At 21.3% G+C, this 14,190-nt stretch carries 13 protein-coding genes and 1 tRNA gene; 7 read left to right on the top strand and 7 right to left on the bottom strand.

From position 1 onward, the window contains the following. Nucleotides 1-359: 359 nt before the first annotated feature. Complete coding sequence (locus tag OC710_RS00150) at nucleotides 360-1,115, top strand: Bax inhibitor-1/YccA family membrane protein (protein WP_004995260.1); 756 nt, start codon at nucleotides 360-362, stop codon at nucleotides 1,113-1,115. 88 nt (nucleotides 1,116-1,203) lie between these two features. Further along, nucleotides 1,204-1,392, top strand: a complete 189-nt coding sequence (rpmB, locus tag OC710_RS00145) for a 50S ribosomal protein L28 (RefSeq protein WP_004995261.1) — start codon at nucleotides 1,204-1,206, stop codon at nucleotides 1,390-1,392. 710 nt (nucleotides 1,393-2,102) lie between these two features. On the opposite strand, the gene OC710_RS00140 is transcribed toward rpmB, so the two are convergent. The 7 genes from OC710_RS00140 to OC710_RS00110 all read right to left on the bottom strand — a co-directional run bounded on the left by OC710_RS00140 (nucleotide 2,103) and on the right by OC710_RS00110 (nucleotide 7,909). Continuing rightward, a complete protein-coding gene (locus OC710_RS00140) occupies nucleotides 2,103-3,260 on the bottom strand; it encodes a phosphatidate cytidylyltransferase (RefSeq protein WP_051049965.1) in 1,158 nt (385 codons plus the stop codon). A 27-nt stretch (nucleotides 3,261-3,287) separates the two neighbouring features. Then, on the bottom strand, nucleotides 3,288-3,851 hold the full coding sequence (locus OC710_RS00135) for a ribosome-recycling factor (RefSeq protein ID WP_004995264.1): 564 nt from the start codon (nucleotides 3,849-3,851) through the stop codon (nucleotides 3,288-3,290). A 1-nt stretch (nucleotide 3,852) separates the two neighbouring features. Continuing rightward, the gene (pyrH, locus tag OC710_RS00130; RefSeq protein WP_004995266.1) at nucleotides 3,853-4,566 is read right to left on the bottom strand and encodes a UMP kinase; all 714 of its coding nucleotides are present in this window, start codon (nucleotides 4,564-4,566) and stop codon (nucleotides 3,853-3,855) included. A gap of 156 nt (nucleotides 4,567-4,722) precedes the next feature. Further along, nucleotides 4,723-5,415: a translation elongation factor Ts gene (tsf, locus tag OC710_RS00125; protein ID WP_004995269.1), complete on the bottom strand. Its 693-nt coding sequence runs from the start codon at nucleotides 5,413-5,415 to the stop codon at nucleotides 4,723-4,725. A 148-nt stretch (nucleotides 5,416-5,563) separates the two neighbouring features. Beyond that, nucleotides 5,564-6,322, bottom strand: a complete 759-nt coding sequence (rpsB, locus tag OC710_RS00120) for a 30S ribosomal protein S2 (protein WP_004995270.1) — start codon at nucleotides 6,320-6,322, stop codon at nucleotides 5,564-5,566. A 185-nt stretch (nucleotides 6,323-6,507) separates the two neighbouring features. Continuing rightward, entirely contained in the window at nucleotides 6,508-6,957 is a 450-nt protein-coding gene (dut, locus tag OC710_RS00115) for a dUTP diphosphatase (RefSeq protein WP_004995276.1), read from the bottom strand. Nucleotides 6,958-6,997: 40 nt separating this feature from the next. Further along, complete coding sequence (locus OC710_RS00110) at nucleotides 6,998-7,909, bottom strand: tyrosine-type recombinase/integrase (RefSeq protein ID WP_004995279.1); 912 nt, start codon at nucleotides 7,907-7,909, stop codon at nucleotides 6,998-7,000. A gap of 737 nt (nucleotides 7,910-8,646) precedes the next feature. Here OC710_RS00110 and OC710_RS00105 point away from each other — a divergent pair. The 5 genes from OC710_RS00105 (at nucleotide 8,647) to rbfA (ending at nucleotide 14,156) form a co-directional block, all read left to right on the top strand. Further along, the gene (locus tag OC710_RS00105; protein WP_004995283.1) at nucleotides 8,647-10,332 is read left to right on the top strand and encodes a DAK2 domain-containing protein; all 1,686 of its coding nucleotides are present in this window, start codon (nucleotides 8,647-8,649) and stop codon (nucleotides 10,330-10,332) included. A 42-nt stretch (nucleotides 10,333-10,374) separates the two neighbouring features. Continuing rightward, nucleotides 10,375-10,461 (top strand) — tRNA-Leu (locus OC710_RS00100). A 286-nt stretch (nucleotides 10,462-10,747) separates the two neighbouring features. Beyond that, nucleotides 10,748-11,803 carry a transcription termination factor NusA gene (gene nusA, locus OC710_RS00095; protein ID WP_004995285.1) on the top strand — a complete coding sequence of 352 codons (1,056 nt, stop codon included), beginning with the start codon at nucleotides 10,748-10,750 and terminating at the stop codon, nucleotides 11,801-11,803. 204 nt (nucleotides 11,804-12,007) lie between these two features. Continuing rightward, nucleotides 12,008-13,813 carry a translation initiation factor IF-2 gene (gene infB, locus OC710_RS00090; protein ID WP_004995286.1) on the top strand — a complete coding sequence of 602 codons (1,806 nt, stop codon included), beginning with the start codon at nucleotides 12,008-12,010 and terminating at the stop codon, nucleotides 13,811-13,813. Further along, entirely contained in the window at nucleotides 13,806-14,156 is a 351-nt protein-coding gene (rbfA, locus tag OC710_RS00085) for a 30S ribosome-binding factor RbfA (protein ID WP_004995289.1), read from the top strand. The genes infB and rbfA overlap by 8 nt, the downstream gene beginning before the upstream one ends. Nucleotides 14,157-14,190 lie beyond the last annotated feature (34 nt).

Here is a 14,190-nt window from a genome sequence, read left to right as displayed (position 1 = left end):
CTAAAAGAGTTAAATATTTTATAAAATCTAAGACTTTATTTATAATTAATTTATTTTTATTGCTGTCTTTAAACTGATTTTAGTATTTATTAGTACTTTAGTATTTGATTATTATATATAAATAAAACAGTTGTATTATCATTATTTAATATTTGATAAATTTTTATATAATTAAATTTTATATTTTTTTCAAACTAAAAGAGTTAAATATTTTATAAAATCTAAGACTTTATTTATAATTAATTTATTTTTATTGCTGTCTTTAAACTGATTTTAGTATTTATTAGTACTTTAGTATTTGATTATTATATATAAATAAAACATTAAATAGAAAGGGTTTTGATATTTGTATCAATATTATGAAAAAAAATTTTGTTTTAACTAATATTATTAATGTTTCTAAATCTCAAAAAGAAAATAATTATTTTACAAATGATTATGCTAATAAAACGGGCGTCATAATTAAAACTTTATTTTTGCTTTTAATTAGTTTGTTTTCTGGTATATTTAGTTTTCGTTTAATATTTAATTTATCAATTTTTTTTAATCCTTTAAAAATTGCTTTTTTCTGTATCTCTTGTTCAACTGCTTTATGTATTGGATTGCTTATTTATAGTTGCTTTGCTCAATATAATAGTTTACGTACAGTTTCTATTGCATATGCTCTATTTGAAGGTATTTTGCTTGGTAGTGCATTTGTTGTAATGGATGTAAACAATTTTATTTTATTGCCTGTTTTTATGTTTGCTTTAATATGTGTTTGTTTTATTTTTGTACTTATGAATGTCTTATATTCTTTTAATATTATAAAAGTTAATTCTAGATTGTTAACATTTTTAATTATATTGACTGTATTTGTATTTTCTACATGGACTATAAATATTTTCATGGACAATACTGTGTTATCGACTCTAGTTATTTTTGGAACTATTGTATTGGCTTCTTTAAATTTAGTTCAAAATTTTCAGGAAGTAGAATATTTAACTCGTTTGAAATTGGATAAAAAATACGAGTGGCCTTTAGCTTTTTCTTTTCATATAATTTTTATTTCTTTATTTACGGATTTTCTTCTTTTATTATTAGAATATACGAGAGTTAGAAACAAAAGAATTTAAATTATTCCGGTTTATTAGTTTTTATAAATCGGGATATCATCATTTTTTATATAATTTAATATAAATAGAAAAAGGAGGTAAATATTAAATGGCAAAATGTTATTTAACAGGTAAAGCTATTTTATGCGGTAATAAACGTAGTCATGCTATGAATGCCACTAAAAGGAAATGGAAGGCTAATTTACAGAAAGTTCGCATTATCAACGATAAAGGGCAAATTCAAAAAGTTTTTGTTTCTGCGCGTGCTTTGAAAAAAATGAATTTTCAAAGAGTATAATGGTTTTTATATTAAGGATTTTTTATCTTTAATAAATTAACAATGTTCAATATAAAATGTTTTATTTATTTTTATTATATTTTTAATTTAATTATCAATTAAAAAATTTTTAAAACTATATTATATTATTTTGGATATTTAATTTTGAGTTTATAACTTTAATCAAATTTATTATATGATAAATAAGTTTTAAATAATAAAAACTTTAAACTAAATTTAATAGACAATATGTATATATAATTATATAAAACAGCATATAAAATAATTAAAATTTTTTATTTTTTAAGAATAAAAATTATTATTTTAGGCTGTTTTTTGTAATTTTTATTAAAATAATAATTTTATTTATTAATAATAATTAATATTTATTTATAATTCGATATGAATCATTTATTATTAAAATAATTTAATAACATTTATATGCATATGCTAAATAACTGTTTCGGATAAAGAAATTAATAATAATTTTTTTAATTTTTTTGAATAAATAATATTAATATATTATTTAATAAATGTGTCAAAAATAAAAAAAATTTAATAATTATGAGATTAATCGATATATTTTTGAATAATAACAAAAAATCAAAAAATATTTCATAATAATAGTTAATAATATTTGAAAATATTTAAATAGAATATTTATTTAAATATTTTTTAATTTATATTAAAAAATTTTTTTTAATTATTCGATTTATATCTGTGTTTTATTGTTAAATCATATAGAACAATTGGTTGATTGATTGTGACCAAGGACTTATTATTATTAATATTATAAAGATAGATAAAAATAGAATAGAATCAAAACGATCTAATAAACCTCCATGCTCTGGAATGAAGTTGCTAAAATCTTTAATGTTTAAATTTCTTTTAAATTTAGAAACTATAAGGTCCCCTATTTGGGAAATTATACTACTTATAATGGTTAATATTGAGAAAACTATAAAATACGATATTTTATTCATAACATTAAAAAAGGTATTAATAATTATAAGAGTGAATAATATTCCGCACAAAAATCCTTCTTTAGTTTTATTGGGACTGATATGATAACACAATGGCGTTTTACCCCAAAAAACTCCTCCTAAAAATGCAAAACTATCGCTTGAAATAGTAATAATAAATAAATATAAGATTATTTTTGGGTTAATTAGCATTAAACTAAATATAGAAATGCTTCCTAATAAAATGTATATAAAAATAGCTATATTTTTAAATAATTCATTATATAAAAGATAATTATTTTTATGTATAAAAAAAAATATATAACAAAAACTTATGTATAAAGATATATTGAACATTATAAAATTGTTTATATTAGATATAAGATAATATAATCCTTTTATTATTATTAAATAATTTAATGTATAACTTAATTGAATTGTTTTAAATTTTTTTTTATATATAAAATAAATATATAAAAAACAAATGATCATTAAAAATATAAATAATATTATTGAATTATTGGGAATGTTGTTTAAATTTAGATTATTTAAGAAAAAAATTTTTTTAATATAATTATGCAAGATAGGACGATTTTGTATTTTAATAATTTGTTGATGGTACAGATGTTTTAAAATTATTTTTATTAAATAAAAACCATAAACAATATTCAAGATAAAAAAAAATAATAAATTAAGTATATTTTTGGTATTGCTAAATTTTATTATTTGGTTTGAGATTTTGATTTTTTTAATGACTTCACGAAAGGATAAATAAATAAACGTTATAAGGAATAAAATACCATTATAAATTAATAAATCTGTTTTTTGATTTTTATCTATATATATTAAAATACTTAACCATACAATAGTTATTATTAGTATTGTTATTCCTACATATATTTTTTTTTGTATTTTTTTTATATTCATACTCATATTTATTTTATAAAATATTTATTAATATTTTAATAATTCTTTATTTTTTTGATTGGTTAATTCATCTATTAATTTAATAAATTTATCGTGAATTGTTTGTATTTGTTTGATTATTTTTGTTTCCCAGTCTTGATTAAGTTTTATTTTTTTAATTTTTTCGTTAGTTTGTCTTCTGATATTTCGGATACCAATTTTAGCTTCTTCTGCGTTTCGTTTAATTTTAGATGTTAACTGAATACGTTGTTCTTCGGAAGGTTTTGGGAAAATCAATTTTATAATATTATTTTCAACTTTAGGATTTATTCCTATGTTTAATTTTAAAATAGCTGTTTTAATATTTGTGATTAAATTGGGATCAAAAGGTTTAATATGTAATTGATTACCTTCGGCTACATAAATAGAACTAAAATGTCTTAAAGGTTGTGTTTGGTTATAATATTCTATATAGACTTTATCTAATATTTGTGGATTAGCGGTTCCGGTTCTTATATATTTGAATTTTTCATTCATAACTTTAATTTGAGAGTTCATTTTCTCGTTTATTTCTTTTAGTAAAATTTCTATTTGTTGATTATAATCTTGCATTTTAATTCTCCTTAGAAGTGATTAAAGTTCCTATTTTTTCTTCTAAAATTACTTTTTTAATATTACCCTTTTCATTCATATCAAAAACTATAATATCTATTCTATTTTCCCAACATAAAGAAACAGCTGTTATATCCATAACATTTAGCCTTTGAGATATAATCTCTTTATGTTCTATTTTTTCTAAAAAAATTGCTTTTTGATTATGTTTAGGATCGGATGTATAAACTCCTTTAACATTATTTTTAGCCATTAATATTATATTAATACCTAATTCAGCGGCTCTTAAAGCGGCTGCAGTATCTGTAGAAAAAAAAGGTACCCCAATACCCCCGCTTAAAATGATAACACGTTTTTTATCTAAATGATGATCGGCTCTTTTTTTGATATAAGGTTCAGCTACTGCAAGTACTTGAAATGATGTCATTACGCGAGTTTCAATATTTAAATTTTCTAAAGCATCTTGTAAAGCTAAAGCGTTCACAATAGTGCCCAACATCCCCATATAATCTGATTGATCTCTTTTCATTCCTAGAGTTTGTCCAGTGATTCCTCGCCAAATATTACCTGCACCAATAATGATAACAATTTGTACACCTAATTCTTTAATTTCTTTAATTTCTTTAGCAATTTCTTTTACTTTTTGTGGATCAATAGTTACTTTTTCTCCTTTTAACGCTTCTCCACTTAATTTTAAAAGAATTTTGCTTAACATTATAGCTCTCCATTTTAATAAAAATTATATATTTTTATAAATTGATAAATTGTTAAATATATTTTGTTTAAAATTTTAATTTTATGATCTTTTAATTAATAAAATAAAATATTTTAAGTATTTTATTAATAATTATTTCATTAAAATAGATTTTTTTTAATTATTTAAAGCGAAACGGTAAAAAACAATAATATTTGTATTATTTTTTTGTAAATATTCTTGAACTTTGATTTTAGAGTTATTGTACATTTCTTGTTGTAATAAAATTTCTTTTGATTTTGGATTTGATTCTGTAATATGAATAGGCAAATGTTTTTCGACATTTTTACAAGGTTTCGTTAAATGTATTAAAGTTGAAATTTTACCGTTTTGATGTTTATAGTAACCAAAACTTTCTTCAGTTTTTTTGTAAACAATTTGTATACGTTTCAATCTGATTTGTTCTTGAAAAATAGTCATTTTTTGACTTATTATTTGTTTTACTGTTTTTCCTTGAAAATTATAATTTAAAAAATCATTTAATTTTCGAATACTATCGGGAACTTGTAATAAAATTTTTTCTATTGTTGTAATTAATTCTATAAATTGTATATTTTGCGCTGCAAAATCTGTTTTTATATTGAGTTCAAAGATTACAGCTTTGTTTTTGTTGCAAGCTACATGGGTTGCGCCTTCTGTCAATGGTTCATCAAATATTTCTGGATATTCTATATATTTTTCTTTATTTAATAATTCAATAGCTTCTTCTATATTGCCTTGAGTTTTTGTCAAAGCCTTTGCGCAGTCGCATATACTAAAATTAGTAATTTCTCTTAATTTTTTAATTTTTTCTATCATTTCGGGTTTCATATTTATTTAACAAACTCTTTTATTTTATTTATTTTTTATATATAATAATTTTTAAAAATTTTAAAAAAATTATTTTTATTATTTTTTTTAATATATTAAACTTAAATTTTGTTTTTTTAAAAAATATTATTTTAATTAGATTATAAAATTATTTTGTTGGATTAGGAATGATTTTATCCGATTCATTTGTCTTGTTGGTTAATTTTATGCCTTCTAAAGCAGCGTTTGCTAAAATAGAAGTTATTAATTTAACTCCTTTAATAGCATCATTATTAGCGGGAATCACATAATCTACTAAATCTGGATCACAATTACTATCTATAATTCCAAAAATAGTAATATTTAATTTTCTCGCTTCTGCAATAGCTATAGCATCTTTTTGTGTATCTATTATAATAATAGCCTGAGGTAGTTTATTCATACTTTTAATACCACCCAAGATTTTTTCTAATTTATTTCTTTTTTTAGTTAATTTAGCTATTTCTTTTTTAGTTAAATAATCCCATAATCCTTCTTCTTCTTCTTTATAAAGATTTAATAAATAACTAATTCTTTGGGTGATAGTGCTAAAATTTGTAAAAATACCACCTAACCAACGTTGATTGACATAATATTGTTGCGATCTTTGAGCTTCTGTTTTTATGATATCTTGTATTTGTTTTTTAGTACCCAGAAAAAGAATTTTTCCACCTGAAGCAACTATTTCTACAATTTTTTTATAAGCAATTTCAATATGTTCTACAGTTTTTTTTAAATTTATAATATGAATTTTATTTCTTACTGTAGGAATGCCATCATTTTTTAAACAAAAAAGATATTTTTTAGCTTTATAATGTGTTTTTTTTGCTGAATGTCCAAAATGTATACCAGCTTCTAATAATTGTTTAATATTTGTTACATTGCCCATATTTATTTTATTTTAAGTTACTCCTTTTTTTATCTTGGAATTTTTTTATTTTTATTAAAATTTCATAATTAAAAAGGGTATTATTATATTTTTTTGATTTTTACCCTAATTTCCAATCGTATTTTTTTATTAACCTTAACATTTTAACATATTTTATATATTTTGACAATTATATTTAGTAAAAATTATTGGGTACTACCGAAGCCATTTTTTCGAATTTGGTTTTCATTATTATCATTTTTAGTAAGTAAAAAATTTTGTAATATTCCTTGAGCAATTCTTTCGTTTTTATGAATAGTAATTATTTGATTAGAAAAATTGTATAATGGGATTAAAATATGTCCTTCATTTTCGATGTTATTATAATAGTCACTATCTATTACTCCTACATTATTAGTCAACATTAATTTTTTTTTAATAAATAAAGAAGATCTGGCATAAATGAGTAAAACTTGGTTTGAAGGTAAAAATAATTTTAAGCCTGTGGGTATTATTGCTATTTGTTGTGGCGGAATATTTATTTCTATAGCAGCTGCTAGATCATATCCTGCACTATATTGAGTTTGTCTTTTAGGTAATTGAATATTATTTTTTTTATAATAACTTACGACTTCAAAAAAACTTTTATTTGACATGTTACATTTTTTCTCTTTCTTTTTGGAATTAATGAATTTTTTATTTTTTTAATTTATTTCTATTATGATAATGGATAAATTTTTTTTGTAAATCGGTATCAGAAATATAAGTGTAAATTTGAGTTGTTTTTAAATGGTTATGTCCTAATAGTTCTTGTACTATTCTTAAATCTGCTCCATTATTTAATAAAATTGTAGCGAAAGCATGACGAAACATATGCGGAGATATTTTAATTTTATATTTATTATTTAGACATATTTTATTAATAATAAAACTTATACCTCTAGTAGTTATTTTATGTCCATGTTGATTTGTAATTAAAAATAATATTTCTTTATTATGGGTTAATTTAGGTCTTATATTAATTATGTAATTTTTTAACATATTTGAAAGTTTTTGATGTAAAGGAATATATCTATCTTTAGAACCCTTACCATTAATTAAAATTTGGTTAGCAGAAAGGTTTATGTTATTGATAGTTAAGTCAGCTAGTTCTTGAGCTCTTAAACCGCAGCTGTAAAGTAAATCTATTATTAAATAATTTCGGTAATTTATTATATTATTGTCTATTTTTATAGAATCTAATAATTTTTGTATATTATTGGGTTCAATAATTTTAGGTATTTTATGGTTTATTTTAATATTTGGCAATGATTTGAATATATTAGTTTTGATATTGTGTTGATCTTTTAAAAAATTATAAAAAGTTCTTAAAGTAGAAATTTTTCTTTTAATAGTTATATTTTTATTTTTTTTTGAAGTTAAATGTACTAAAAATAGACGAGATAAAATAGGATTTTTTAATTCATGAATATTGAAATCTATTTTTTTTTGATTACAAAATAATACAAACTCTTTTAAGTCAGAAGTATAATTAATTATTGTTGATTTAGAGTAATTACGTTCAATTTTTAAAAATGTTTGAAAATCTTTGATTAACTTTAAATTCATTAAACTTACTCGCTTTTAAATTTGTTTAATAATTTGTTTAACTTTTTTTAGATTAATTTTTTAAATGATTTTGATAATAAAACATCGGAATAACTAAAAAATTTTAATTTTAAACAATTCATTAGTAATAAAAGTTATATTCATGTTTCTAATTTATCATCTAAATAAAATAGTTATTCTGATAGTTATTCTAAAACCATTATTAATAATTTTAATATTATTTTTAAAGTTTTTTACATATAAATATATATTAATCAATATTTTTTCTAATATATAATAAAGTGGATATCTTATAATTTTTAGACAAAAAAATATATTTATTGTAATATATTACTGTTAATATTTATAATTTTGAATGCGAAATATTATTTATATTTTTGGGAAAATAAAAATTTTAAATTTTTAACTTTATTATTAAAATTTATGATTTTGGGATCAAAGTTATTATATTATTGATGAAAAAAAGCGGTTTAATTATAAAAATTCATAGTTATTTTTTTTATTTTTGAAAAAATATAATCAAAAATTTAATTTGTAATTCGAATGTGTTTTGAAGTTTAAATCCAATAATACAAATAATTATTTTTTTAATTTACATTATAAGTTTTAAAAAAATAATAAAATTTATTGAATTTATCTTTAAATTCTTTTATAAAAAAATAATTGTTTTTTGTAAATTAAAAAAATCTGATTTTTTATTTTTTCATCATGTTTAGAAAAAAAAGGATTTTAGAATAATGTCAATATCAGAACAAACTATAGATGGTCTTCTTTTTAAAGAAATGGTTATTAATGGCACTATTAATTTAAAAAAAAATTGTCAAAAAATAAATAATTTGAATGTTTTTCCTGTTCCTGACGGTGATACAGGCACTAATATGTATATGACTATGGCTGAAGGTATTCGTCATATTTATTATTTGAATGAAAATTCTATTACCGAAGTTTCTCGTGTTTTGGCTAATGCTTTAATTATGAGTTCTAAAGGCAATTCAGGCGTTATTTTATCTCAATTTTTTAGTGGATTATCTAATAAATTAATTCAATTAAAGAAAAGTTTTGTTAATATAGAAGAATTTATTCAATCTTTAATTAGCGGTTATCAACAAGCTTATGATTCTATATTTTCTCCTGTAGAAGGTACTATTTTAACTGTTTTACGAGATTCTCTGGAAGCTATTAATGATCAGAAATTTTTTAATAATATTGAAGAATTATTAAAGCAAATCATTAAATATGCTAAAAAATCTTTAGAAAAAACTCCTGAGCTATTACCTATTTTAAAAGAATCCAATGTTGTAGATAGCGGAGCAGCTGGATTAATATATTTTTTTGAAGGTATGTTGTTGTGTTGTCAAGGCTCGAAACTTTCTTTAAAAGAATTTGATAAAGATTTTTTGCTTTCTAAAGAAATTTTAGAAGATTTTGATCATTATAAGGCGACAGAAATATCTGATATAAGTAGTTCTAAAATTCCTTATTGTTATTGTACCGAGTTTGTAGTTCAGTTATATCAGTCTAATGAATTAAGTTTATCTAAGTTACGTAAACAATTTATTAAATTCGGTAATTCTTTAATAGTTATATTAAATGAAAAATTATTGAAAATACATATTCATACTAATAAACCTGGTTTAGTTTTGACTAATTTATTAAAATATGGTTTTTTGATTAAATCTAAAATTGATAATATTAAGGAACAAAATAAAATTTTTCTTCAAGAACAAAATTTTTCTTATGATAATTCAATTTTAAAAAAAAATTATGTTCTAATAGCAATTACTCCAAATGCAACTATTAACGAAATATTTCGAAAAGATTTTAAAGTGGATTATCTTATTATCATTGAACAACGAGAAATTATTTGGGACTTTTTTTGGACCAATTTTAATAAAATTTTAAATAAATTAGAAATTAGTGATGTTATTTTATTCCCGAATAATCCAGAAATATTAGCTAATAGTGATTTGATCAAAAATTTTAATAACTTCAATATTAGTATTATGAATACTAGTAATATAGCTCAAGGTTATAATGCTCTTGTTGCTTTTGATGAAACGTTATCTTATTCTGAAAATATCTCCCATATGAATGATAACATTAAAAATAATCTAGTAGGCAAAATTTTATTTAATCCAAATGTTAATTTATTGGAAAATTTCTCTTCAGATTTTGAAGCTTTTTTAGATTCTACTTTTTTTAAAAAAAATAATAATTTAGAAATTTTAATTATTGAATTATTACAAAAAATGATTACAAAAACAACTCAATTAATTACTATTTTTTATGATCAACAATTGGAGAAACATGATTCTTTGATAGGTTTGGAAAAATTTTTATTTAATAATTATAATGATTTAGAAATTAATAAAATCAAAAACAATGATAATATGCATTATTATTTGATTTTAGTTGAGAATTAATTTATTAAAAAAAATATCTTTGCTTAAAAAAGATATTTTAATGCGGATATGGCGGAATGGTAGACGCGCATGTTTGAGGGGCATGTGAGAAATTTTCTCTTGTGAGTTCGAATCTCATTATCCGTACCATTTAATTTTTTTAATTTTTTTAAAAAATTTTATTTAAAATTTTATATATATTTTAGTTTTTTAATTTATTTAATATGATAAACTACGTTATATTATAATTTTTGAAAAATTATAAAAATTAAATATTTAACTTTCATTAACTTAACTTAATTTACATAATTTTTAATTATTATGTCATTGAGTTAGTTTTTTTAAAAGTGGTTTTTTAAATAACCACTTTTTTAATTTTAAAATCATAAAAAAATTGATAATCTGAATTATATTTCTATGGGAAGAGGTAATTTATTTGCAAAATAAAAATTTTTTAAAACATATTGAACAAATAGCACAAGAATATGAAATAACTTTCGATCAAGTAGTTAATGCTTTAGAGAAAGCTTTAATATCTGGTTGTAAAAAAACTTTTAAACTAAAAAAATGTCGAGTTTGTTTTGAACCGAATTATGATAAAATGAATTTGTATAAACAATATATAGTTGTCGATGAAAAATGTGATTTTTCTGTTAATAAAGAACAAGATTGTATTACTTTAAAAAAAGCTAAAGAAATTAATCCTTCTGTTGAGGTAGGTGAAATTTTAGAAATTGAAGTGGATCCTAAAAAAGATTTTAATTTTTATGGTAGTCGGGATTTTAAAAATAAATTTAATGAAGAATTATTAAAATTTCAAAGAGAAAATATTTTTAATTTTTTTAAAAAATATGAAAATAAATTAATGATTGCTGAAGTAATTGAAGAAAAATTAAAATTTTTTGTTTTAGAATTAGAAAAAAAATTTAAGACTTTTATATTTAAAAAAGATTTAATGTCTAATGATAATTTTTATATCGGTGAAAAGATTTTTGTTTTAATTACAGGGGTTCACAATACTACGCCTAAACATCTTCAAATTTCAGTTAGTCGTGTTAATAATCAATTTATTATCGAATTATTTAAATATTTTATTCCGGAAATTAAAGATGGTATTGTTCAAATTATGGCTATTGCTCGTATTCCTTCTAGTCGAGTTAAACTTGGATTATTATCTAATAGTAAACAAGTAGATCCTATTGGCGCTTGTATTGGTGCGCAAGGTCATAGAATTAAAAATATTTTAAATATTTTAAGAGGTGAAAAAATAGATTTATTTAAATGGAGCTTAGATGCGGAAAAATTGATAATTAATGCTTTAAAACCGGCTCAAGTAGATCAAATAAATTTAGATTTTGATAACAAAAATGCTTTGGTTTTTGTAGCAGCTGATCAAGTCGCTTTAGCTATTGGTAAATTAGGGCAAAATCTTAGATTAGCTATTCAGGTTACTAAATGGCAAATAGAAATTAAAACTAATGAAGAACGTTAGTCTTTTTATTTTTTGATAAAATTTTTTGTTAATTCCGATTTTATTGAGATTTGATATTAAAAAAGTATTTTTATAATTTATATCTGTTATTTATCTTGTTAATTTTAAAGTAAAATTTATCTTTTTTATAATTAACTTATAGATGTACGGTTAATATATAAAAATTCGTTAAATATAAATATCTAAAGGAGAAAAAATAATTATATGCAAAATAAAAAGAAAAAAGAAGATCATCAACAAGGTGATAAATCTGGTAATTTACTTACAAGTGATTATATTTATAATCCTAATCATACTATTAAAGAATTGGCTGAAATTTGGAAAATTTCAGAAAAATTTTTAATAGGGGCGCTTACAAAATTAGGGATAAAAAATAAAGTGCATCAATGTTTAACAAGAGATTTAATTGAGTTATTAGGTTTAAAGTTCAATATTAATATTATCGATGATTGTATAGTTAATGAAGAATTTATATCTCAAGTACCAACGAAAGATTTAATAACTCGTTCTCCTATTGTTACAATAATGGGCCATGTAGATCATGGTAAAACCACTTTATTAGATGTTATTCGTAAAACACGTGTTGTCGATCAAGAAGCGGGAGGCATTACTCAAAAAATTGGTGCTTATGAAGTGGTTTATAATGGTAAAAAAATTACTTTTATAGATAGTCCGGGTCATGAAGCTTTTACAAAAATGCGCAGTCGAGGAGCTCAAATTACTGATATTTGCGTTTTAGTTGTAGCTTGTGATGATGGCGTTAAAGCTCAAACTTTAGAATCTGTTAAACATGCTCAAAAAGCGAAAGTTGATATTATTATAGCTCTTAATAAAATAGACAAAATCCCTAACCAGAAAGAACGTATTATGTCAGAATTATCTGAATATAATTTAATTCCTAAAGAATGGGGTGGAGATACTTTTTATATTGAAATATCTGCATTAAAAACTAAAGGTATTGATAATTTATTAGAAACTATTTTGTTAGTAAATAATAAACGTCCAAGGATAATTAAGGCTCAACAAAATGTATTGGGTACTGTATTAGAAGCTAGTTTGATTAAGAATAAAGGTTCCGCAGCTACTGTTATAATTAATCAAGGTATTTTAAAAATTGGAGATATTGTTGTTGCTGGCCATGCTTATGGTAAAGTTAGAGCCTTAGAAAATGACATTCAAGAAAAAATTCAAAAATGTTTTCCTTCGCAACCTGTGGTTATTTATGGTTTTAAACAAGTTCCACAAGCTGGAGATTTATTAATGGTTGCTACTAATGAAAAAATAGCGAAACAAATTATCGAGATAAGACAACAAAAATCTCAAGAAAAAAAACACCAAGAATTGCAAAAAAATTTAGAACAAAATTTTATGGAAGAATTATTACAGGAAAATGTATCTCATTCAATATTAAATTTTATTTTAAAAACAGATACTCAAGGTATGATTGAGGTTATAACAGAATCATTAAAAAACTTAGATTTTCATGGAGTTAAAATTAATTTTATTAAAACAGCTACCGGAGCTTTAACGGATAATGATATTATGTTAGCTAGTACTTTTCAAGCTATTATAATTAATTTTAATAATTTAGTGGATCAGAATATAATAAAATTAGCTGATAATTTAAAAGTTGAAGTTAGAAGTTATCAAATTTTATATCGCTTAGTGGAAGATATCGCGAAAAAATTAAAAACTTTATCCAAGCCTATTTTTCAACTTAAATTTACAGGTAAAGCTGTTGTTATTCAGGTTTTTTATAGAAGTGATAAAAATAATATAGCTGGTTGTCGAGTTATTAATGGTGTTATTTATAATGGCGCCTCTGTTCAAGTTAAGCGTCAACAAAAAATAATTTATCAAGGCAAAATTGTTTCTTTAAAACATTTAAAAAATAATATTGATCATGCTAAAACAGATAGTGAATGTGGTATTGTATTTGATAATTTTAATGATTTCCGTATGGATGATATAATAGAGGCATCTCGAATGGAGGAAATAGTTAATGAGTAATTTGATTTTAGAAAGAATGTCAAGCATTATTCATAGAGAATTAGTTAGTATTGTTAATAAAGTGATTCAAAATTCACAAATAGGTTTTATTAGTATTACGGACGTTAAACTTACTAAAGATTGTTCAATAGCTAAAATTTTTTATACTATTATTGAAAAAAAACCTGAAATTTTAAATTTAGCTAAGAATACTTTAGAAAAAAATAAAAAAATTATTCGTCAAGATTTAGCTGACAAAATAAGGAAAAAAATTCGTTATATTCCTGATTTAATATTTGAATATGATTATGAACTTTTACATGGACAACGTATAGAAGAATTATTAAATAAATTAAATAACTAAATGTTTTTAAATAGATATTTATATACATGTTTTT

This window comes from 'Vigna radiata' phytoplasma (assembly GCF_030586915.1).
In the GTDB taxonomy this organism is placed as follows: Bacteria; Bacillota_I; Bacilli_A; order Acholeplasmatales; family Acholeplasmataceae; genus Phytoplasma; species Phytoplasma australasiaticum.
Note: the sequence above shows the minus strand (reverse complement) of the source record. Positions and strands in the feature narration are given on the sequence as shown.

Bases quoted from the DNA above. Each gene is read 5' to 3' on its own strand.
- OC710_RS00150 (WP_004995260.1), top strand. From the start codon at position 360: ATGAAAAAAAATTTTGTTTTAACTAATATTATTAATGTTTCTAAATCT.
- OC710_RS00110 (WP_004995279.1), bottom strand. From the start codon at position 7,909: ATGAATTTAAAGTTAATCAAAGATTTTCAAACATTTTTAAAAATTGAA.
- tsf (WP_004995269.1), bottom strand. From the start codon at position 5,415: ATGAAACCCGAAATGATAGAAAAAATTAAAAAATTAAGAGAAATTACT.
- rpsB (WP_004995270.1), bottom strand. From the start codon at position 6,322: ATGGGCAATGTAACAAATATTAAACAATTATTAGAAGCTGGTATACAT.
- OC710_RS00135 (WP_004995264.1), bottom strand. From the start codon at position 3,851: ATGCAAGATTATAATCAACAAATAGAAATTTTACTAAAAGAAATAAAC.
- OC710_RS00140 (WP_051049965.1), bottom strand. From the start codon at position 3,260: ATGAATATAAAAAAAATACAAAAAAAAATATATGTAGGAATAACAATA.
- infB (WP_004995286.1), top strand. From the start codon at position 12,008: ATGCAAAATAAAAAGAAAAAAGAAGATCATCAACAAGGTGATAAATCT.
- rbfA (WP_004995289.1), top strand. From the start codon at position 13,806: ATGAGTAATTTGATTTTAGAAAGAATGTCAAGCATTATTCATAGAGAA.
- dut (WP_004995276.1), bottom strand. From the start codon at position 6,957: ATGTCAAATAAAAGTTTTTTTGAAGTCGTAAGTTATTATAAAAAAAAT.
- OC710_RS00105 (WP_004995283.1), top strand. From the start codon at position 8,647: ATGTCAATATCAGAACAAACTATAGATGGTCTTCTTTTTAAAGAAATG.
- rpmB (WP_004995261.1), top strand. From the start codon at position 1,204: ATGGCAAAATGTTATTTAACAGGTAAAGCTATTTTATGCGGTAATAAA.
- pyrH (WP_004995266.1), bottom strand. From the start codon at position 4,566: ATGTTAAGCAAAATTCTTTTAAAATTAAGTGGAGAAGCGTTAAAAGGA.